The sequence below is a fragment of the Nonomuraea sp. NPDC050383 genome (assembly GCF_044459125.1).
Taxonomy (GTDB): Bacteria; Actinomycetota; Actinomycetes; order Streptosporangiales; family Streptosporangiaceae; genus Nonomuraea.
On the sequence record NZ_JBITIP010000035.1, the window covers coordinates 1 to 19923 of the forward strand.

At 72.1% G+C, this 19923-nt stretch carries 17 protein-coding genes and 1 pseudogene; 12 read left to right on the forward strand and 6 right to left on the reverse strand.

The genetic code is table 11. The features are described 5' to 3' along the window. From ACIBG4_RS41980 to fdhA, 4 genes and pseudogenes are all read left to right on the forward strand, one after another. Positions 1 to 320, forward strand: a pseudogene (locus ACIBG4_RS41980) (hypothetical protein); the annotation flags it as partial. Further along, positions 317 to 2326, forward strand: coding sequence for a SelB C-terminal domain-containing protein (locus tag ACIBG4_RS41985; RefSeq protein ID WP_397208186.1), 2010 nt, complete (start codon positions 317 to 319; stop codon positions 2324 to 2326). The pseudogene ACIBG4_RS41980 and the gene ACIBG4_RS41985, both read left to right, overlap by 4 nt. 87 nt (positions 2327 to 2413) lie before the next feature. Then, entirely contained in the window at positions 2414 to 3316 is a 903-nt protein-coding gene (locus ACIBG4_RS41990; protein WP_397208188.1) for an MIP/aquaporin family protein, read from the forward strand. A 59-nt stretch (positions 3317 to 3375) separates the two neighbouring features. After that, positions 3376 to 4602, forward strand: coding sequence for a formaldehyde dehydrogenase, glutathione-independent (gene fdhA / locus ACIBG4_RS41995; protein WP_397208190.1), 1227 nt, complete (start codon positions 3376 to 3378; stop codon positions 4600 to 4602). 102 nt (positions 4603 to 4704) lie between these two features. Here the strand turns inward: fdhA and ACIBG4_RS42000 are convergent, their stop codons facing one another. Both ACIBG4_RS42000 and ACIBG4_RS42005 read right to left on the reverse strand, forming a co-directional pair. Continuing rightward, a complete protein-coding gene (locus ACIBG4_RS42000) occupies positions 4705 to 7095 on the reverse strand; it encodes an ATP-binding cassette domain-containing protein (protein ID WP_397208192.1) in 2391 nt (796 codons plus the stop codon). A gap of 126 nt (positions 7096 to 7221) precedes the next feature. Further along, on the reverse strand, positions 7222 to 7578 hold the full coding sequence (locus tag ACIBG4_RS42005; RefSeq protein WP_397208194.1) for a VOC family protein: 357 nt from the start codon (positions 7576 to 7578) through the stop codon (positions 7222 to 7224). A gap of 205 nt (positions 7579 to 7783) precedes the next feature. On the opposite strand from ACIBG4_RS42005, the gene ACIBG4_RS42010 reads away from it, so the two are divergent. Genes ACIBG4_RS42010 through ACIBG4_RS42020 form a run of 3 tightly spaced genes read left to right on the forward strand, consistent with a single transcriptional unit; the run spans position 7784 to position 9632 of the window. After that, positions 7784 to 8158: a helix-turn-helix transcriptional regulator gene (locus tag ACIBG4_RS42010; RefSeq protein WP_397208229.1), complete on the forward strand. Its 375-nt coding sequence runs from the start codon at positions 7784 to 7786 to the stop codon at positions 8156 to 8158. Between the two features lie 20 nt (positions 8159 to 8178). Continuing rightward, the gene (locus ACIBG4_RS42015; RefSeq protein ID WP_397208196.1) at positions 8179 to 8820 is read left to right on the forward strand and encodes a GntR family transcriptional regulator; all 642 of its coding nucleotides are present in this window, start codon (positions 8179 to 8181) and stop codon (positions 8818 to 8820) included. Then, positions 8817 to 9632, forward strand: coding sequence for an NAD-dependent epimerase/dehydratase family protein (locus ACIBG4_RS42020; RefSeq protein ID WP_397208198.1), 816 nt, complete (start codon positions 8817 to 8819; stop codon positions 9630 to 9632). Before ACIBG4_RS42015 ends, ACIBG4_RS42020 begins: the two co-directional genes overlap by 4 nt. Positions 9633 to 9671: 39 nt before the next feature. Here the strand turns inward: ACIBG4_RS42020 and ACIBG4_RS42025 are convergent, their stop codons facing one another. Then, positions 9672 to 10580: an oxidoreductase gene (locus tag ACIBG4_RS42025; RefSeq protein ID WP_397208200.1), complete on the reverse strand. Its 909-nt coding sequence runs from the start codon at positions 10578 to 10580 to the stop codon at positions 9672 to 9674. A gap of 106 nt (positions 10581 to 10686) precedes the next feature. Here ACIBG4_RS42025 and ACIBG4_RS42030 point away from each other — a divergent pair, with 106 nt between their 5' ends. After that, complete coding sequence (locus ACIBG4_RS42030) at positions 10687 to 11271, forward strand: GNAT family N-acetyltransferase (RefSeq protein WP_397208202.1); 585 nt, start codon at positions 10687 to 10689, stop codon at positions 11269 to 11271. Positions 11272 to 11277: 6 nt separating this feature from the next. Here the strand turns inward: ACIBG4_RS42030 and ACIBG4_RS42035 are convergent, their stop codons facing one another. Continuing rightward, positions 11278 to 12603, reverse strand: coding sequence for an MFS transporter (locus ACIBG4_RS42035; protein WP_397208204.1), 1326 nt, complete (start codon positions 12601 to 12603; stop codon positions 11278 to 11280). A 141-nt stretch (positions 12604 to 12744) separates the two neighbouring features. Next, the gene (locus tag ACIBG4_RS42040) at positions 12745 to 13269 is read right to left on the reverse strand and encodes a DUF4142 domain-containing protein (RefSeq protein WP_397208206.1); all 525 of its coding nucleotides are present in this window, start codon (positions 13267 to 13269) and stop codon (positions 12745 to 12747) included. Between the two features lie 206 nt (positions 13270 to 13475). On the opposite strand from ACIBG4_RS42040, the gene ACIBG4_RS42045 reads away from it, so the two are divergent. Next, a complete protein-coding gene (locus tag ACIBG4_RS42045; RefSeq protein WP_397208208.1) occupies positions 13476 to 14969 on the forward strand; it encodes a mannitol dehydrogenase family protein in 1494 nt (497 codons plus the stop codon). A 55-nt stretch (positions 14970 to 15024) separates the two neighbouring features. Here the strand turns inward: ACIBG4_RS42045 and ACIBG4_RS42050 are convergent, their stop codons facing one another. Next, the gene (locus ACIBG4_RS42050; protein WP_397208210.1) at positions 15025 to 16446 is read right to left on the reverse strand and encodes a xylulokinase; all 1422 of its coding nucleotides are present in this window, start codon (positions 16444 to 16446) and stop codon (positions 15025 to 15027) included. A 172-nt stretch (positions 16447 to 16618) separates the two neighbouring features. Here ACIBG4_RS42050 and ACIBG4_RS42055 point away from each other — a divergent pair, with 172 nt between their 5' ends. The 3 genes from ACIBG4_RS42055 to ACIBG4_RS42065 are packed head-to-tail and all read left to right on the forward strand — an operon-like array spanning position 16619 to position 19923. Then, complete coding sequence (locus ACIBG4_RS42055; protein ID WP_310713700.1) at positions 16619 to 18088, forward strand: extracellular solute-binding protein; 1470 nt, start codon at positions 16619 to 16621, stop codon at positions 18086 to 18088. Continuing rightward, positions 18089 to 19021 (forward strand): carbohydrate ABC transporter permease, encoded by a 933-nt coding sequence (locus ACIBG4_RS42060; RefSeq protein ID WP_397208213.1) that lies wholly within the window; start codon positions 18089 to 18091, stop codon positions 19019 to 19021. Beyond that, positions 19018 to 19923 carry a carbohydrate ABC transporter permease gene (locus ACIBG4_RS42065; RefSeq protein ID WP_397208215.1) on the forward strand — a complete coding sequence of 302 codons (906 nt, stop codon included), beginning with the start codon at positions 19018 to 19020 and terminating at the stop codon, positions 19921 to 19923. The genes ACIBG4_RS42060 and ACIBG4_RS42065 overlap by 4 nt, the downstream gene beginning before the upstream one ends.

The window sequence follows — 19923 nt, forward strand, 5'->3', positions numbered from 1 at the left end:
CCGGCCGGCTGTCCGCCGAGCCGGCCGCCCTGGGGCTCGACGCGCGGGCGGTGCCGACCGTCGCCGCCGTGGGCGGGGGCGGCGCGCCCGGCGTGACGCTGCCGAGCGCCGCCGTGAGCCTCCCCGAACGGCTCGCCGCCCCGCTGCGGACCGGCGACCCGCCGGTCGTCGGCCGGATCGAGGACGGCCGCCTGCTGCTGGACCTGCGCGCCGTCCCGCCCGAACACGACGACGACCTCGTACGGGCCGTGCTGGCGTGCGCGGCGACGGCACGGCCGTCCGGAGGAGCCGGCGAAGACCGAGGGGGAGCGCCGGCATGACACACGTCGTCGCCACCGCCGGCCACGTCGACCACGGCAAGTCCACCCTCGTACGGGCGCTCACCGGCATGGAGCCCGACCGGCTGGAGGAGGAGCGGCGGCGCGGGCTCACGATCGAGCTCGGCCACGCCTGGACGGTCCTGCCCTCGGGGGAGCGCCTCGCGTTCGTGGACGTGCCGGGCCACGAGCGGTTCCTGGCCACGATGCTGGCGGGGGTGGGGCCGGTGCCGGCCGTCATGTTCGTGGTGGCGGCCGACGAGGGGTGGATGCCGCAGTCGGAGGAGCACCTGGTGGCGCTGGAGGCCCTGGGGGTGCGGCACTGCGTGCTCGTGGTGACCCGGGCGGACCTGGCCGACCCGGGGCCGGCGGCCGAGCAGGCCCGCGCCCGCCTGAACGCGGCCGGCTCCGGAGGTGGCGGTCCGGGCGGGGTCGAGACGGTGGTCGTCAGTGGGCGTACCGGGGAGGGGCTGGACCGGCTGCGGGCGGCGCTGGACCGGCTCGTGGCCGCGCTGCCGCCGCCCGATCCGGCGGCCCCGGTCCGGCTGTGGGTGGACCGGGCGTTCAGCGTGACCGGCAGCGGGACGGTCGTCACCGGCACGCTGCCCGCCGGAACGATCACGGTGGGCGACGAGCTGCTGCTCGCCGGGGAGCCGGTGCGGGTCAGGGCGCTGGAGTCGCTGAAGGAGCCGCGTGACGCGGTGTCCGCGGTCGCCCGGGTGGCGGTCAACCTGCGCGGCCATGACGTCCCCGAACGAGGGCAGACACTCGTCACGCCGGGCCGGTGGACGTACACGGAGGAGGTGGACGTGCGGGTCTCGCCGGTCGGCGCCCCTCGCCGCACGGACCATCACCCGCCGGGTGACGACCTCGGCGCGGACGGCGGCGCGGGCGGTGAGCCGGGCGACGACCTCGACGGCGGGCCTGGCGGATGGGCGGGCGGGCGGCCGGGCGGACGGGCGGGGTGGGCGTTGCCGGGGCGGCTGACCGTGCATGTGGGGTCGGCGGCGGTGACATGCGAGGTCCGGCCCCTCGGCGGGCCCCTCGGCGGGCCGTTCGCGCGGCTGCGGCTGGCCCGGCCGCTGCCGCTTCACCTCGGCGACGTGCTGCTCCTGCGCGACCCCGGCCGCGACCCCGGACGGGACCGCTCCGGGGTGCGGGTGCTCGCCGCCGCGACCGTCCTCGACGTACGCCCTCCGCCCCTGCGCCGCCGAGGCGCGGCCCGTCAACGGGCCGCCCTGCTGGCCACGACCCTTCAGGAGACGGCCCTCCAGGAGACGGCCCTCCAGGAGACGGCCGTCCAGGAGACGGGCCCGCCGGACGGTGCGGTGCCCGGGACGGCGTTCGCCCTGCGTCTTCACGGGCTGCTCCGCGCCGACGACCTGCGCGCCATGGGAGCCGATCCCGCCGCCGGCGCGGAAGGAGCGCCGCAGCCCGTGTGCGACGGCTGGTACGCCGACCCCGGCCGCTGGGCCGAGGAGGGCCGGCGGCTGGAGGACGTGGTGCGGCGGCACGCGGCGGCCAACCCCCTGGAGCCCGGCATGCCCGTCGAGGCGGCTCGCCACGCGCTCGGCCTGCCCGACCGGCGGCTGGTCGCGGCGCTGGTACGGCCGCCGCTCACCGTCGCCGCGGGCCGGATCGCCGCCGGACCCGCGGGCCTGCCCGCGCCCGTGGCCAGGGCGGTCGAGCGGCTGAGGCGGGAGCTGGCGGACCGGCCGTTCCAGGCGCCGGACGCGAGCCGGCTGGCCGAGCTGGGACTGGGCGCGCGCGAGCTGGCCGCGGCCGAGCGGGCCGGGGCGCTGCTGCGCGTGGGAGACGGGATCGTGCTGCTGCCGGGCGCCGACGCGTGGGCGGCGGAGCTGCTGGGGCGCCTGCCGCAGCCGTTCACGGTCAGCCAGGCCAGAACCGTCCTCGGCACGAGCCGCCGGGTGGCCGTCCCGCTGCTCGAACACCTCGACAGAACCGGTCTCACCGAGCGTCTGGACGACACCCATCGGCGTCTCGTCTGACCTGCTCAGGGGCCCGATCCGGGTATATATTCGGAAATTGGGGGGCTCTCCTTTCGGGGATGTGAACCATCGTCATCGGGGGTTGCGATGGTTGGAGACCTACCGCGGCGTCTCGTCGCGGAAGCCATCGGAACGTTGCTGCTGGTGCTCTTCGGACCCGGCGCGGTGGTGGCGGCGCTGGTGATGGGGCACGGCACGCTCACCTACGCCGCTCTCGGCTTCATCTCGCTGTCGTTCGCCGTGGTGATCGCGCTCGTCGTCTACGCCTTCGGCACCACCTCCGGCGCCCACATCAACCCGGCCGTCACCATCGCGCTCGCCGCCGGCCGCAGGTTCCCGTGGTCGGAGGTGCCGCTCTACATCGTGGCGCAGCTCGTCGGCGCGTTCGCCGGCGGCCTGCTCATCGTGGGTGGCTTCGGCCGCCGGGCGGCCGCCCTCGGGACCGGGCAGACCGTCCTCGGGCCGGGTGTCGGCTACGGGCAGGGCATCCTGCTGGAGGCGCTGGGGACGTTCCTGCTGCTGCTCACGATCATGGCGCTGGCCGTGGACCGGCGCGCGCCGGCCGGGTGGGCGGGATGGATGATCGGCCTGGCCGTCGCCGGGGAGATCTTCGTGATCGGCCCGCTGACCGGCGGCTCGGTCAACCCGGCCCGCACCTTCGGCCCGTACCTGACGACCAGCCTGTTCGGCGGCCACGCGCCCTGGGCGCAGTTCGGCGTGTACGTCATCGGCCCGATCGTCGGGGCCGTGGTCGCCGTGCTGGTGTACGACGCGGTGGCACGCCCGGCGCGGGAGGTGCCCGAGGAGGCCGAGCAGGGGACGGCCGGAGAGGTCGTCGGCGCCCGCAAGCCGCAGGGCGTCGAGCCCGGGCGGGCGGCGCGGGGCGCGGCCGGGGACATCCCGGCGGCCCGCAGCCCGGAGCACGACCACATCGACGAGCGCGTGGGGCACGGCATCCGCCGCCGCTGGCGCCACGGCCACGAGAGGTGATGCCCATCCGCGAACATCGCACGACCATCCGCAACTTCGCGTGAGGGAGGGGGCTCGTCATGCCTGGTAACAGGGGCGTTTCCTACGAAGGTCCAGGCAAGGTCGAGGTACGCGAGACCGATTATCCCGATTACGAGCTCAAGGACGGCCCAGGGGTGAACCCGGGCAACGTGGGACGCAAGCTGCCCCATGCGGCGATACTCAAGGCCGTCGCCACGAACATCTGCGGAAGCGACCAGCACATGGTCCGCGGACGCACCACGGCTCCGCACGGGCTCATCCTCGGCCACGAGATCACCGGTGAGGTGATCGACACCGGTTCCGACGTCGAGTACATCCACACCGGCGACCTCGTGTCCGTACCGTTCAACATCGCCTGCGGACGCTGCCGCAACTGCAAGGAGGGCAAGACCGGCGTCTGCGAGAACGTCAACCCGGACCGTCCGGGATCCGCCTACGGCTACGTCGACATGGGCGGCTGGGTGGGCGGCCAGGCCGAGTACGTCCTGGTGCCCTACGCGGACTGGAACCTGCTGAAGTTCCCCGACAAGGAACGGGCGATGGAGAAGATCCTCGACCTGGCCATGCTCGCGGACATCTTCCCGACGGGGTTCCACGGCTGCGTGAGCGCCGGGGTGAAGCCGGGCTCGACCGTCTACGTCGCCGGCGCGGGCCCGGTCGGGCTCGCCGCCGCGTGCTCGGCGTACCTGCTCGGCGCCGCCGTCGTCATCGTCGGCGACCTGAACAAGGAGCGTCTCGACCAGGCGCACAGCTTCGGCTGCGAGACCGTCAACGTGGCCATGGGGGAGCCGAAGGACCAGATCGAGCAGATCCTCGGCGCGCCCGAGGTGGACTGCGCCGTGGACGCGGTCGGCTTCGAGGCCCGGGGCCACGGCAACGAGTCGGAGGTGGAGCGGCCCGCGACCGTGCTCAACACGCTGATGGACGTCACCCGTGCGGGTGGCGCGCTCGGCATCCCGGGCCTGTACGTGACCGGCGACCCGGGCGCGGCGGACGAGGCCGCCCAGCACGGCTCACTGTCGATCCGCATCGGCCTCGGCTGGGCGAAGTCGCACAGCTTCGTCACCGGCCAGTGCCCCGTCATGAGGTACAACCGCCAGCTCATGATGGCGATCCTGCACGACCGGGTGCAGATCGCCAAGGCGGTCAACGCCACGCCGATCCCGCTGGACGACGCCCCGCGGGGCTACCACGAGTTCGACGAGGGCGCGGCGCGCAAGTACGTGCTCGACCCGCACGGCATGCTGACCTCGACGTCCCGGTGACGTCGCGGTGAGGGTGCACGCCGCGGGCGGCGGGATCTCGCCGCCCGCGGCCGCCTCCCCGGCTCTCCGGTCCCTGGTGAGGGTCTCGGCGAGGGCTTGCCGTCAGGCGCCGACGTAGGCCGCGAGGTGCTCGCCGGTGAGGGTGGAGCGGGCGGCGACGAGGTCGGCGGGTGTGCCCTCGAAGACGATCCGGCCGCCGTCGTGGCCGGCCCCGGGGCCGAGGTCGATGATCCAGTCGGCGTGCGCCATGACCGCCTGGTGGTGCTCGATGACGATGACCGACTTGCCGGAGTCGACGAGCCGGTCGAGCAGGGCGAGCAGCTGCTCGACGTCCGCGAGGTGGAGGCCGGTGGTCGGCTCGTCGAGGACGTAGACACCGCCCTTGTCGGCCATGTGGGTGGCCAGCTTGAGCCGCTGGCGCTCGCCGCCGGACAGCGTGGTGAGCGGCTGGCCCAGGCTGAGGTAGCCGAGCCCCACGTCGGCGAGCCGGCCCAGGATGGCGTGCGCGGCCGGCGTGCGCGCCTCGCCGGCGCCGAAGAACTCCTCGGCCTCGGTCACCGACATCGCGAGCACCTCGCTGATGTCGCGGCCGCCGAGGTGGTGGTCCAGCACCGATGCCTGGAACCGCTTCCCGTCGCACTCCTCGCAGGGGGTGGCGACGCCCGCCATGATCGCCAGATCGGTGTAGATGACACCGGCGCCGTTGCAGGCGGGGCAGGCGCCCTCGGAGTTGGCGCTGAACAGCGCCGGCTTGACGCCGTTGGCCTTCGCGAACGCCTTGCGGATCGGGTCGAGCAGTCCGGTGTACGTCGCCGGGTTGCTCCGTCGTGAGCCGCGGATCGGGGTCTGGTCGACCGACACCACATCGGCGCCGGCGGGGATGGACCCGTTCACGAGCGAGCTCTTGCCGGAGCCGGCGACGCCGGTGACGGCCACGAGCACCCCCAGCGGGATGTCGACGTCGACGTCGCGCAGGTTGTGCGCCGTCGCGCCGCGGATCTTCAGCGTGCCGGTGGGCGTCCGCACCGTCTCCTTGAGGGGGGCCCGGTCGTCGAGGTGGCGGCCGGTGATGGTGCCGCTGGCCCGCAGCCCCTCGACGGTGCCCTCGTAGCAGAGGGTGCCGCCCGCCGTGCCGGCGCCGGGGCCGAGGTCGACGACGTGGTCGGCGATCGCGATCGTCTCCGGCTCGTGCTCCACGACGAGCACCGTGTTGCCCTTGTCCCGCAGCCGCAGCAGCAGGTCGTTCATCCGCTGGATGTCATGGGGGTGCAGGCCCGTGGTGGGCTCGTCGAAGACGTAGGTGACGTCGGTGAGGGAGGAGCCGAGGTGGCGGATCATCTTGACGCGCTGCGCCTCGCCGCCCGACAGCGTGCCCGACGACCGGTCGAGGCTGAGGTAGCCGAGCCCGATCTCGACGAACGAGTCGAGCGTCTGCCGCAGCGTCGCCAGCAGCGGAGCCACCGACGGCTCGTCTAGGCCGCGGACCCACTCGGCCAGGTCGCTGATCTGCATCGCGCACGCATCGGCGATGTTGATCCCGCCGATGCGCGAGGACCGGGCACCCTCGTTCAGCCTGCTGCCATCGCAGTCGGGGCAGGTGGTGAAGGTGACCGCCCGGTCCACGAACGCCCGGATGTGCGGCTGCATCGACGCCCGGTCCTTGGACAGGAACGACTTCTGGATCTTCGGGATCAGCCCCTCGTAGGTCAGGTTGACGCCGTCGACCTTGATCTTGGTCGGCTCCTTGTGGAGCAGGTCGTGGAGCTCGGCCTCGGTGTACGCGTGGATCGGCTTGTCCGGGTCGAACAGGCCGCAGCCGCGGAAGATGCGGCCGTACCAGCCGTCCATGCTGTAGCCGGGGATCGTCAGCGCGCCCTCGTTGAGCGACAGGCCGCCGTCGTACAGCGCGGACAGGTCGAAGTCGGTGACCGAGCCCGTGCCCTCGCAACGCGGGCACATGCCGCCGGTGATGCTGAAGCTGCGTCGCTCCTTCACGGTCTTGCCGGCGCGCTCCAGCGTGACCGCGCCCGCTCCGCTGATCGAGGCGACGTTGAAGGAGAACGCCTTGGGAGAGCCGATGTGCGGCCGGCCGAGCCGGCTGAACAGGATGCGCAGCATCGCGTTCGCGTCGGTGGCGGTGCCGACGGTGGAGCGGGGATCGGCACCCAGCCGCTGCTGGTCGACGATGATCGCGGTCGTCAGCCCGTCGAGGACGTCGACCTCGGGCCGCGCCAGCGTCGGCATGAAGCCCTGCACGAAGGTGCTGTAGGTCTCGTTGATCATCCGCTGCGACTCCGCGGCGATCGTGCCGAACACCAGCGAGCTCTTGCCCGAGCCGGAGACACCGGTGAACACCGTCAGCCGGCGCTTCGGGAGCTCGACGGTGACGTCCTTGAGGTTGTTCTCCCGCGCGCCGTACACGCGGATCAGACCGTGGCTGTCGGCGGCGTGCGGCGCCGTCGGCGGCGTGTCCGTCCTCGTGGCCATGCTCATCGTGTCTCCATCTGTCTGTCGGTCCAGCTGTTGAACGGGCCCGCCTGGCCGAGTCTGGTTAGCTTTGAGAAGTATGTCTGATATCCACCGTCACCCCGCCGCAGCGCGTGGGAACGGGGTCGGCGCTCATCGGTCCTGCAGCAGTCCGAGGACGTTGCCGTCGGGGTCGGTGACGGTGGCCACCAGGCGGCCGCCGCCGACGTCGTGCAGGGGCTCCTTCACGGTCGCCCCGGCGGCGGTCACCTCGGCCAGCTTCGCCTCGATGTCGGGCACGTGCCAGTAGGCCACCGGCGAGGTCATGCCCTGAGGTCCGCCGTTCGGCACCAGCCCGATGTGCTGGCCCTCGGCCTCGAAGCCGACGTAGTAGGACTCGTCGGTCTGCGGCCGTACGCCGAGCAGCGCCGCGTACACCGCCTTGGCCCTCGCCAGGTCGGACACGGGGTGCAGCACAGTCTTGATGCCCTGGGTGGAAGAGCCCGTCATGGTCACTCCTTGAGGTCGTGGGTCACACCGGCGTGACCGCCATGACGCCTACGCTAGATGCGGCTCGTCGACCGGCGCTTCTCCATTCCTGACCGGTCCGCGACGTGTCCCGTCACGCCGCCGATCTCGGGTGGTGTGGGAAGCTGGTCAGGTGAAACGCCAGGATCTGGGCGACCTCGTGCGGCTGCGGCGGGCCCGTGACCGGATGGACCGCGAGTACGCCGAGCCGCTCGACGTCCCGGCGCTGGCGCGTGACGCGCTGATGTCGCCGGGCCATTTCTCCCGCAGCTTCCGCGCCGCTTTCGGCGAGACGCCCTACAGCTACCTGATGACCCGCCGCATCGAGCGGGCCAAGGCGCTGCTGGAGCGCGGCGACCTCTCGGTGACCGAGGTCTGCTTCGCGGTCGGCTGTACGTCGCTGGGGTCGTTCAGCTCACGCTTCACCGAGCTGGTCGGCGAGAGCCCGAGCGCCTACCGGGCCCGCAGTCATGACCAGGGCGGGGCCCTACCCGCGTGCATGGCCAAGATCCACACCCGACCGGTCAGGAACGGATCCGCAGGCCCCGCCACCCATCCCTGAAATACAATATATTGTCAGGCATGGAGCATCTGGTCACTTCGGCGCGGGATGTGGCATACGCCTACCTGCGGGGCCGCCTCGTCGAGGGTCACCTGCCGCCGGGGGAGGTCCTGGACGACGCCACCATCGCTCAGGAGATCTCCGTGAGCAGGACCCCTGTCCGTGAGGCGCTGATCCAGCTGGAGCGCGAGGGCGTGGTGGCCATGCCGCCCCGCAGGCGGCCGAAGGTGGCCGAGGCGCACGCCGGCGACCTTGAGCTGATCATCGCGCCGCTGGGCATCCTGCAGGCGCTGGCCGCCCAGCTCGCCGCGCCCCGCGCCACCGGCGACGACGTGGCCGCCCTGCGTGCCCACAACGACGAACTGCTGGACGCGCTGCGAGAGGGCGACGTCGGCCGGGCGCGCCTGGCCGACGTCGCCTTCCACCGGGTGCTGGTCTCCCGGGCGGACAACAGGTTCCTCACCTCCGCGATCGACTCGCTGGAGCTGCACACCAGCCGGACGGTCTCGCTGTACTTCCGCAACCGGGGACCTGACGGGCGCTCCGCCCGCGAGCACGAGGAGATCATCGAAGCGGTCGCCGCCCACGACGGCCTCGACGCGGCCAGGGCGACGCGCAGCAACTACCTCAGGGGGCTGACGGCGATCGGTGAGCCGGAATGACCGGGCTTCCCGCACGCGTCCTCGTCACCGGGGCGGCCGGGAACATCGGGCAGGCGCTGAGGCGCGACCTGCTGCCGGAGATCGCCCAGGTGCGGCTCTCGGACGTCCGCGACATCGACGGGCTCGCCGCCCACGAGGAATTCGTCCCGGCCGACCTCACCGACCTGGAGCAGGTGCGAGCCGCCGTGCGCGGCGTCGACGCGGTGGTGCACCTGGGAGGCGTCGCCGACGAGACCGATTTCGACACCATCAAGGGGCCCAATCTGCACGGCGTCCACAACGTCTTCGAGGCGTGCCGCAGGGAGGGCGTCCGGCGCGTCGTCAACACCAGCTCCAACCGGATCACCGGCTTCTACCCGGCGGGGACGCTGCTCGACGGGCGGGAGGCGGCCCGGCCCGACGGGCTCTACGGCGCGGCCAAGGCCTTCGGGGAAGCGCTGGGCAGTCTGTACGCCGACCGCTTCGGCCTCGACGTGATCTCCGTGCGCGTCGGGTCCTTCGAGGAGCGTCCCACCGAACCGCGTCATCTGCACACCTGGCTGAGCCACGCCGACGCGGCCCGGCTCTACCGGGCCTGCCTGACGGCGCCGGCCGGGCTGGGACACGTGGTCGTCTACGGCGTTTCGCGCAACGCGCGGTCGTGGTGGACGCAGAGCGCCGGGGCGAGCGCTCTCGGATACGCGCCGATGGACGACGCGGAGGACTTCGCGGAGGAGCTGGGACCGTACACCGAGCACTACCAGGGCGGCCGGTACACGGACTATGAGTACGGCGGCTGGGCCGCCAGGCCGGCCGGTGACCCGGAGCGGTAGCCCCGGAGCGGTAGAACGGTCACCGGCCGGCGTCCTGCCCTACTCGCTGTCCTGGTGAAGGGCCGACAGGCGCGCCATCTCGTCCTCCGAGAGTCGCAGCGCGCCCGCGGCCACGTTGTCGGCCAGGTGATCCGGGTTGCCGGTGCCCGGGATGGCCAGCACATGGGGCCCCTGGTGGAGGGTCCACGCCAGCCGGACCTGCGCGGGCGTCACACCGTGCGCGCGGGCGACGGCGAGCACCGTCTCGCTGTCGGTCGCGCTCGCGCCCGCCTCCCGCCCGGCACCGGCGATCGCGAAGAACGGCACGAAGGCGACGGCCTGCTCACCACAGGCCCGCAGGAACTCCTGCTCCGCGGCCGGCGCGCCGACACCGTAGGGGTTCTGCACGCAGACCACCGGCGCGACGGCCTGGGCCTCGGCCAGCTGCTCGGGCGTGGCGTTGGATATCCCGAGGTGGCGTACGAGCCCGGCCTCGCGCAGGCCGGCCAGCGCCCCGAAGTGCTCGGCGATCGAGCCGGTCCTCCGGCTCGGGGGGATGCGCAGGTTCACCACGTCCAGGTGGTCACGGCCCAGCTGGCGCAGGTTCTCCTCGACCTGGCCGCGCAACTGCTCCGGCGTGGCCCACCACCATGCGCCCGAGGGGTCCCGGCCCGGCCAGACCTTGGTGGTGATGACCAGGTCGTCCGGGTACGGCGCCAGTGCCCGGTTGATCAGCTCGTTGGCCGAGCGCAGCGAGGAGAAGTAGTACGAGGCGGTGTCGATGTGGTTGACGCCCAGCTCGATCGCGCGCCGGAGCACCTTGATCGAGCGTTCGCGGTCGCTCGGCGTGCCCAGGTCGAACGCGGCGCTGCCCGTGAGACGCATGGCACCGAACCCGACGCGATTGACCGTGAGGTCACCCAGCTTCCAGGTGCCTGCGGCGGCTGCGGTGTTGGTGTGTGAAGTCATGAAAAAAGCCTCCTCGGGGCCGCGAATCCGGACCGAGAAGGCTTAGGCGATGAAGGACATGATATCAGGACGCTGGCCCAGCCAGGATGACCGCTATTGTCCCTCCATGGCACAAGACGACGAAGCCCGGCAGGCGGACGGCTCCCCCCGGGTGACCCTGCGCCCGCTCACCGGTGACGACCAGGACGAGTTCCTCGATCTGGTGAACGCCAGCACCGCCCTGCACGGGCCGTACATGTCGCTGCCCTCCACCCCGGAGGCGTTCCGGGCCTACCTCGCGCGGTACGAGCAGCCCGGCGAGGAGGCGCTGCTGGTCTGCCTGCGCGGCACCGGTGCCATCGCCGGCGTCGTCAACATCAACAGCATCATCCGCGGCCGCTTCCAGTCCGCCTCCCTCGCCTACGCGGCCTTCGCGCCCACCGCGGGCCAGGGGTACATGTCCGAAGGACTCGGCCTGGTGCTGCGCCACGCCTTCGAGGAGCTGCGTCTGCACCGGCTGGAGGCCCAGATCCAGCCCGGCAACCACGCCTCCCTGAATCTGGTCAAGCGCGCCGGCTTCCGCAGCGAGGGCTGCTCGCCCGAGCTGCTGTTCATCGACGGCGCCTGGCGCGACCACGAGCGCTGGGCGATCACCACCTCCATGGCCGGCCTGGCCCACCTCGCACCGCACCCCACCCTGCCCGAACGCTAGAGCGCGTCACGCGGGAGTGGCGCCGTACGCGGCGTCGTCGGAGATGTCGATCCTTGAGCGGTCCGGCAGCGCCAGGGTGGCCGCGAGCCCGATCACCGCCCCGACCACCATGAAGATGGAGATCGCCTGCCAGCCGTGGTCGTGCAGCAGCCACGTGGCGATCAGCGGGGCGGGGCCGCCCGCGACGACCGAGGCCAGCTGGTAGCCGAGCCCGGCGCCGCCGTACCTGAGGCCGGTCGGGAAGTTCTCGGCGATGAGTGACGCCTGCGGGCCGTACTCCATCGCGTGCTGCAACTGCGCGACGATGATCGTGAGCAGGATGACGATCGGGATGGCGGTGTTCAGCAGCGCGTAGTACGGGAACGCGATGATCGCGAGCAGGATCGCGCCGAGCGCGTAGAGCCGCCGGCGCCCGACCCGGTCGCTGAGATGGCCGAAGTACGGGATCGCGACCAGCTCGACGACCGCCGCGCAGGTGACGGCGGCGAACGCGAACGTCTCGGACATCCCGATGCGGGGCGCGGTGATGTAGGTGATGACGAACGTCGTGAAGAGGTAGAACGGCATCTGCTCCGAGACGCGCAGCAGCGCGCTGAGCACGACCTCCTTCGGGTGCCGCTTGAGCACCTCGACGACCGGCAGCTTGGCCACCTGCCGCGTCTGCAGGAGCCGGCTGAACAGCGGGGTCTCCATCACGCGCAGCCGCACCCACAGGCCGATGGCCACCAGCACCAGGCTCGCCAGGAACGGCACGCGCCAGCCCCAGTCCTTGAACGCGTCGCCCGCGACGGCGGCCAGCAGCGACATCGCGCCGGTGCCGAGGATGAGGCCGATCGGCACGCCGATCTGCGGCCAGCTCGCCATCAGGCCGCGCCTGCGCTGGTCACCCCACTCCATGGACAGCAGCACCGACCCGCTCCACTCGCCGCCCACCGCGATGCCCTGCAGGATGCGCAGGACGACGAGCAGGACGGGCGCGGCCACGCCGATGCTGGCGGTGCTCGGCAGCACGCCGATGAGCGCGCTCGACACGCCCATCATCACGAGTGTCACGATCAGCGTGGCCTTGCGGCCGATCCGGTCGCCCCAGTGCCCGAAGATGGCGGCGCCGACCGGGCGGGCCGCGAAGCCCACCGCGTACGTGGCGAACGCCGACAGGGTGCCCGCGTAGGGGGTGGACTTGGGGAAGAAGACCCCGGCGAAGACCGTGGCGGCCGCCGTGCCATACAGGAAGAAGTCGTACCACTCGATGGCGGTGCCGACGACGCTGGCCGTGGCGGCCTTCCTGATCTGGGATCGCTGCTCTTCCGCTGACAGTCTGCTCTCGGCCATCACCGCGCCTCCTCAGGCCGGTCCGTCCGATCCCGTACCCCGGCTGAAGAAGATCATTATGGCTTTTGTCAGATCGTTACGATATGTCGGTTTCGGGGTGCCTGCTGCGGAGCACCCGGAGGGGGTTGGGCCGGGCGGCCGTCACTTCTGGGCGCTCAGCAGCTCGTTCAGGTGCTTGCGGATGACGGGCAGGCCGGACTTCGCGACCTCCTTGACCACGGCCGACGAGCCCTCCCGGATCTCCGTCTTGAATTTCTTCACGTCCTCGCGATGGTCTGCGACCATCGCGGTGAGCCAGGCACGGTCGAAGGCGGTACCGGACAGCGTGGACATGCGCTCCAGCAGCGCCCTCTGCTTCTGGGCGGGGCGAGTGGGCAGCGCCACGTCCAGCCGCCGCGCGGCCTCCCGGACCGCCATGTCGAGCTTGGCGTGGTCGGCCATGAGCGTGGCCCCGATCGAGCGGACGGCGTCGGACGCTCCCTTGGCCTCGGCGAGCTTTCCGATGGCGACCTCGGTGAGGTTGCCCTGGTGGGCCTCCCGCAGGAACATCGTGTCCTGCTGGAGGACCGCCGTCCCCCGTCCGGTGGCGGCCGGCACCGGCGACCCGCCCAGCACCACCACCGCGGCGACCGTGGCGACTCCGGCGAACGTGACACGTAGCGACATCACTACCCCCCGTACATGAGCGTGGACGGTTGTACGTCCTCCAGCTCGATTCCCGGCAGATGCGGTCGCATGTTGGCGAAAACGCAGAAAGTAGCAGAAAGCGAACAATCGATTACTTTCTGCTACATAGTGGTGTACGTTTGAAGCGGGGGAAGCCCGGCCATGCTGAGCGTAGAGGCGGCGCGGGGGCCGCCGAAGGGGAGATCATGGCGCTGACGGCACTGACGCAGGACACGCTGACGAGCCTGCCCGGGGAGGTCGCGGTCCCCTCCTACGACCGTTCGGGGCTCACCGCCGGCATCGTGCACTTCGGGGTGGGCGGGTTCCACCGCGCGCACCAGGCGATGTACCTCGACCGGCTGATGAACGACGGCAAGGCGCGCGACTGGGCCGTCTGCGGCGTCGGTGTCCTGCCCGGCGACGCGCGGATGCGCGACGCGCTCGCCGCCCAGGACGGCCTCTACACCCTCGTGCTCAAGCACCCGGACGGGACGCGCGAGGCCCGCGTCATCGGCTCGATCGTCGACTACCTCTTCGCCCCCGACGACCCGCGGGCGGTCATCGAGAAGATGGCCGATCCGGCCGTGCGCATCGTGTCGCTCACCGTCACCGAGGGCGGCTACAACATCGACCCCGTCACCGGCGAGTTCGACCCGCGGACACCCGCGATCCGGGCGGACGCGGCGCCCGGCGCGGTCCCGGCCACCGTGTTCGGGCTCGTCACCGAGGCGCTGCGGCTCAGGCGCGAGCGCGGGATCCCGCCGTTCACGATCATGTCCTGCGACAACATCCAGGGCAACGGGGACGTGGCGCACCGCACGTTCACGGCGTTCGCCCGCCTCGCCGACCCCGCCCTCGCGGCCTGGATCGAGACCGAGGTCGCCTTCCCCAACTCCATGGTGGACCGCATCACGCCCGTCACCACGGACGAGGAGCGCGAGTCCGTGGCGCGGCTGTCCGGCGTCCGCGACGCCTGGCCGGTGGTCTGCGAGCCGTTCACCCAGTGGGTGCTGGAGGACCGCTTCACCGCGGGCCGGCCGCCCTTCGAGGAGGCGGGGGTGCAGGTCGTCGCCGACGTGGAGCCGTACGAGCTGATGAAGCTGCGCCTGCTCAACGCCGGGCACCAGGCGCTGTGCTACTTCGGCCACCTCAGCGGGCACCGCTACGTCCACGAGGCCGCCCGCGACCCCGCGATCGCCGCGTTCGTCCGCGGCTACATGGACGCCGAGGCCACGCCGACGCTGCGCCCCGTGCCGGGCGTCGACCTGGACGCCTACAAGAGCACCCTCATCGAGCGCTTCTCCAACCCCGAGGTGCGCGACACGATCGCGCGCCTGTGCGCCGAGTCGTCGGACCGGATCCCGAAGTGGCTGCTGCCCGTCGTGCGCGAGCAGCTCGCGCGGGGCGGCGAGGTGACCCGCTCGGCCGCCGTGGTGGCCGCCTGGGCGCGCTACGCCGAGGGCGTGGACGAGCGCGGCGAGCCGATCACCGTCGTCGACCGGCTGAGCGACGAGCTGACGGCCATCGCGAGGTCGCAGCGCGAACGGCCCGCGGCCTTCATCGAGAACCGCGCGCTCTTCGGCGACCTGGCCGACGACAAGCGGTTCGCGGAGCCGTACCTGCGCGCTCTCGACTCGCTGCACACCCGGGGGGCCCACGTGACGGTGGAGGAGCTCGCCCGCCACGGCGAGCGCCGGTGACGCGCCGCCCCCGGCGCGATCACAACGGCCGACGCGATCACGACGGCCGACGCGATCACAACGGCTGAGCGGTCGGCGGCGGCGCGTGCCGGGCGTACTGCTCGCGGATGAGCGGGCGGTGGTCGGGCGGCGGCTCGGCCGCGACGGAGCGCGGCCAGTGCGGGCGCTCCCCCATGAGCGCCCAGGCGGCCTGGGCCGCGGCCCCGTCGGCGACGTACTCGCCCGGCCGCGGCACGACCACGGGCGGCTCGAACGTCTGGGCGGCGATCCGCTGCAGGGCGGCGTTCTGCGCGGCCCCGCCGATCAGCAGCACCCGGTCCGCCTTCACGCCCTGCGCGCGGATGGCGTCGAGGCCGTCGGCCAGGCCGCACAGCATGCCCTCGAAGGCCGCGCGGGCGAGGGCCGGCCGGGTCGCCGACGCGAGCGTCAGGCCGAAGAGCGTGGCCGTGGCGTCGGGCAGGTTCGGCGTGCGCTCCCCCTCGAAGTACGGCTGGAGCACCAGGCCGCCGGCGCCGGGAGGGGCGTCGAGGGCCAGCAGCCCCAGCTCGTCGTGGCCGACGTCGAGCAGGCGCGCCACGGCGTCCAGCACGCGGGCCGCGTTCAGGGTCGCGATCAGCGGCAGGAACTGGCCGGTGGCGTCCGCGAACCCGGCGACGGTCCCCGTCTCGTCGCACGCCGGACGGTCCGTCACCGCGAAGACGGTGCCGCTCGTCCCGATCGACACGACGACGTCGCCGCGGGCCGCGTCGAGGCCGAGCGCCGCCGCGGCGTTGTCGCCGGCGCCGGGGCCGACGACGATCGTCGTCCCCGCGGCCGTCCCCGCGCGCTCGCCGGGCCCGAGGACCCGGGGCACGATCACCGCCCGGCCCAGCGCCCGTTCGAGGAGCTCCTGGTCGTACTCGCCGGTGAACGGGTTCCAGTACGCCGTACCGCTCGCCTCGGAGCGGTCGGTGACCAGCTCGCCGAGCTCCGGCCCGAGCGGGCTGGACGCGGCCGGGCCGAACCCGCGCAACCGCCAGGTCAGCCAGTCGTGCGGCAGCGCGACGGCGGCGACCTCGGCGGCGTTGCCCGGCTCGTGGTCGCGCAGCCAGCGCAGCTTGGCGGCGGTGAAGGAGGCCACGGGCACGCTTCCCGCCCTCCTGGCGTAGGGTCCGGCGCCCGCCTCTGCGACGAGGTCGCGGGCGGCGGCGGCCGAGCGCGTGTCGTTCCAGAGCAGCGCCGGCCGGATGACGCGGCCGGCGGAGTCGAGCGGGACGAGGCCGTGCTGCTGGCCCGCGACCGAGATGGCCGCGACCTCGTCGAGCCCGCCCGCGCGGGAGAACGCCGCCCGCATCGCCTCCCACCAGCGCACGGGGTCCACCTCCGTGCCGGGCGGATGACCCGCCCTGCCGGAGCGGACCAGAGCCCCGGAGCCGGCGTCCCGGAGTACGACCTTGCAGTTCTGGGTCGACGAGTCGACGCCCGCGACGAGTGTCATGGCAGCCCCACTCGCTGAGCCTACGAGCCGGTGACCAGCCAGAACCCACCAGAAAAGCAAAGATCTCATATGAAATGCGAGAAAATCTCACATATGCGTTTACATCAGCATTTATTACGGATAAACCGGCCTCATTGCCCTTACCTGTCGCATGACCGTGGGGGAGGGGACAGTGGACCGGAACCCGCTCGAACCGAGCAGGCGTGACATCCTGCGGGGCGCGCTGGCCGCGGGCGCCGCGGTCACCCTGGGCGGGAGTCTCAGCTCCTGCGGATCCCACGCCGACGCGCCGCACGTCGCGACCGCCGCCGGGGACCAGTGGCGCCAGTTCAAGGGCGCCACCCTGAACTTCATCTCGGAGAACACCGCTCCCACCGCCGCCATCGCGGCCGACACGCGGCCCTTCACCGACCTGACGGGTATCACCGTCAACATCGTCACGCTGGAGCTGACCGCGCTCGTCCAGCGGGTCGCCCTGGACCTGGCCTCCGGGCACGCCCAGTACCAGGTCATCTACGCCGACCCGTACCAGGTGCTGGCGCCGTACCAGCGCGGACTGGTGGACCTGCGCACCATGCAGGCGGACCCGAACCTGCCCGACCTGCCCGGCGGCGTGGCGGACTTCATCCCCGCCCAGCTCGACGCCGCCGGCCGGTTCGTCGACCCGCAGGCGATCTACACGCTGCCCTACGACGCGCCGACGATGATCTGGCAGTACCGCCGCGACCTGTTCGACAAGTACCACGACCGCATGGCCAACGACCTCGGCTTCGACCCGACGCCGGGCGGCGATCGGACCTGGGAGGAGTACTACCGGATGGCGCGGTGGTTCAACAAGAACGCCACCGCGGACGTCAAGTACGGCACCGGCCACCAGGCCCGCCAGCACGACTCCCTGATGAACGACTTCAGCAACGTCCTGTGGTCCTACGGCGGCGCCTACTTCGACAACGGCAAGCAGGTGGGGCGGATCGGCTCGCGCGACCCCGGTCCCTGCCGGCTCGACTCCGAGGCCGCCATCGCCGGCGCGCGGTTCTACCAGCGGCTGCTCGCCATCGCCGACCCCGCGTCCACGACCTGGGACTGGGACGGCGTCGGCGCCGCGTTCCGCGCCGGGCGGCTGGCGATGTGCCCCAACTGGCACGAGTTCGCGGCCAGCAACGAGCAGGTGCTGCCCGGCAAGGTCGGCTACGCGCCGCTGCCCAAGGGGCCGGCCGGCACCGCCAACATGTACGGGGGCACGGGGGTGGCCATCAGCGGCAACACGCTGCCCAACGAGCGCGGCGCCGCCTGGCTGTTCATCGCCTGGGCCACCTCGCCCCAGACACAGCTCGCCAACCTCAAGAGCAAGGCGGGCGGCGGCACCCCCACCCGGACCTCGGTGTACGAGCTGCCGGAGGTGCGCGCGGCCGAGCACCGGCCCACGCCGATGCCGAACATGCTCACCGCCGCCGCCGTCCGGCAGGCCTGGGAGCCCGACAAGATCGGGCTGCGCCCGAAGATCCCGATGTGGAACGAGTGCAACACCGCGATCTTCACCCAGCTGTCCCGGATGCTCACCGGCGGGTCGTCGCCGGAGGAGGCGATGCGCTCCATCAAGGCGCGGGTGGACCAGATCGTGGCCCGAGGGTGGGTGGCGTAGATGACGCACGCAGCGGATCACTCGCCGGTGCTGGAGCGCTCGCGGCCGGACACCGCCGCGCCCCGGGAGCCGCGTGTCGGCTTCGAGGGCAGGATGATGGCGCCCGGCCTGCTCCTGCTGGCCGCCCTGTCGATCGTGCCGTTCATCGCGCTGATCGCCATGAGCTTCGCCCATGTCCGGCTGCTCGGCGGGGTGCGGCTCGACCTGATCGGGCTGCGCAACTGGGCGCGCTTCTTCACCGACGCCGACATGTGGATGTCGTGGCTGCGGACGATCGTCTACTTCGTCCTGACCGTCGGGTTGGAGATGGTCCTCGGCGTGGCCGTCGCGCTGTGCCTGTTCCGGGTGCTGCGCGGCCGCAACGTCCTGCTCGGGCTGCTGCTGCTGCCGATGTTCGTCGCCCCGTCGATCGTCGGCCTGCTGGGCCGCTACCTCACCGACTCGACCTTCGGCCTCTACGCGTGGGTGCTGCGCTCGGTCGGCTACACCGGCGACATCCTCGGCAGCCCCATCAGCGCCTTCGCCGCCGTCGTGCTGATGGACGTGTGGGAGTGGACGCCGCTGATCGCCCTGATCACCCTGGCCGGCCTGTCCAGCGTGCCGCAGTCGGTGCGGGAGGCCGCCGCCGTGGACGGCGCGCCGGGCTGGATGACGCTGCGGTACATCGTCTTCCCGGCGATCGCGAACGTGCTGCTCGTCGCGCTGCTCATCCGCTCCATGGACGCGATCCGGTACTTCGACATCATCTGGGTCACCACCAACGGCGGCCCCGCCGACGCCACCAAGATCGTCCCTGTCCGGCTGTACGAGACCGCGTTCCGCTTCTTCGACCTCGGCTACGCCGCCGCCATCGGGCTGGCGATGCTGGCCTTCTCGATCTTCATCGCCCGTACCTTCGTCCGGCTGCTGGACGTCAGGGGGTTGACCCGATGAGCGCCACACAGGTCGAGCGGCGCACCGCGCCGGTGACGGCCGCCCCGCGGGGGACACCGCAGTCGCCGCTGGAGGAGACCGGCAGGCGCACCCGCTGGGTGGTCGGGCTGGTCGTCGTCGTGGCCATGCTCTGGACGCTGGTGCCGCTGGTGTGGATGCTGATGTCCTCGTTCAAGAACCGCACGGACGTCACGTCGGGCACGCCACAGGTGCTGTTCCAGCCGACCCTGGACAACTACCGGGGCCTGTTCTCCGGGCCGAACAACCTCGTGCCCTACATCTGGCACAGCGTGCTCGCTGCCGGGATCTCCGCGGTGCTCGCCGTCTGCCTGGGGGCGCTGGCCGGGTACGGCCTGGCCAGGACCCAGATGCGCGGGAAGAAGCACCTGGCGTTCTGGATCATCTCGACCCGCATGGCGCCCATCGCGGCGGTCGTGGTGCCGCTGTTCCTCATCTTCCGCGGCCTCGGCCTCATCGACACCATCCCGGGGCTGGTGCTGGCGTACCTGACGTTCAACCTGCCGTTCGCCATCTGGCTGATGAGCGCGTTCTTCGCCGAGGTGCCGCCGTCGCTGGAGGAGTCGGCGCTGGTCGCGGGCTGCACCCGCTGGCAGGCCTTCTGGACGGTCATCCTCCCGCTGACGAAGGCCGGGCTCGTCACCACCTTCATCCTGTGCCTGGTCTTCGCCTGGAACGACTACGCCTTCGCCGTGGTCTTCTCCGGGCCGAGCTCGCAGACCCTGCCGATCGCCGCCTCGCAGCTCGTCACGCAGACGGGCGTCGACTGGGGGCAGCTCACCGCGATCGGCACGATCGTGGTCGTGCCCATGATGCTCGCCGGCCTCGCCGTCCGGCGCTGGCTGGTCACCGGGCTGACCCTCGGCGCCGTCACGGGAGAGTAG

Coding starts and splice junctions, on each gene's coding strand:
- ACIBG4_RS41985 (WP_397208186.1), top strand. CDS start 317: ATGACACACGTCGTCGCCACCGCCGGCCACGTCGACCACGGCAAGTCC.
- ACIBG4_RS41990 (WP_397208188.1), top strand. CDS start 2,414: ATGGTTGGAGACCTACCGCGGCGTCTCGTCGCGGAAGCCATCGGAACG.
- fdhA (WP_397208190.1), top strand. CDS start 3,376: ATGCCTGGTAACAGGGGCGTTTCCTACGAAGGTCCAGGCAAGGTCGAG.
- ACIBG4_RS42000 (WP_397208192.1), bottom strand. CDS start 7,095: ATGAGCATGGCCACGAGGACGGACACGCCGCCGACGGCGCCGCACGCC.
- ACIBG4_RS42005 (WP_397208194.1), bottom strand. CDS start 7,578: ATGACGGGCTCTTCCACCCAGGGCATCAAGACTGTGCTGCACCCCGTG.
- ACIBG4_RS42010 (WP_397208229.1), top strand. CDS start 7,784: ATGGACCGCGAGTACGCCGAGCCGCTCGACGTCCCGGCGCTGGCGCGT.
- ACIBG4_RS42015 (WP_397208196.1), top strand. CDS start 8,179: ATGGAGCATCTGGTCACTTCGGCGCGGGATGTGGCATACGCCTACCTG.
- ACIBG4_RS42020 (WP_397208198.1), top strand. CDS start 8,817: ATGACCGGGCTTCCCGCACGCGTCCTCGTCACCGGGGCGGCCGGGAAC.
- ACIBG4_RS42025 (WP_397208200.1), bottom strand. CDS start 10,580: ATGACTTCACACACCAACACCGCAGCCGCCGCAGGCACCTGGAAGCTG.
- ACIBG4_RS42030 (WP_397208202.1), top strand. CDS start 10,687: ATGGCACAAGACGACGAAGCCCGGCAGGCGGACGGCTCCCCCCGGGTG.
- ACIBG4_RS42035 (WP_397208204.1), bottom strand. CDS start 12,603: ATGGCCGAGAGCAGACTGTCAGCGGAAGAGCAGCGATCCCAGATCAGG.
- ACIBG4_RS42040 (WP_397208206.1), bottom strand. CDS start 13,269: ATGTCGCTACGTGTCACGTTCGCCGGAGTCGCCACGGTCGCCGCGGTG.
- ACIBG4_RS42045 (WP_397208208.1), top strand. CDS start 13,476: ATGGCGCTGACGGCACTGACGCAGGACACGCTGACGAGCCTGCCCGGG.
- ACIBG4_RS42050 (WP_397208210.1), bottom strand. CDS start 16,446: ATGACACTCGTCGCGGGCGTCGACTCGTCGACCCAGAACTGCAAGGTC.
- ACIBG4_RS42060 (WP_397208213.1), top strand. CDS start 18,089: ATGACGCACGCAGCGGATCACTCGCCGGTGCTGGAGCGCTCGCGGCCG.
- ACIBG4_RS42065 (WP_397208215.1), top strand. CDS start 19,018: ATGAGCGCCACACAGGTCGAGCGGCGCACCGCGCCGGTGACGGCCGCC.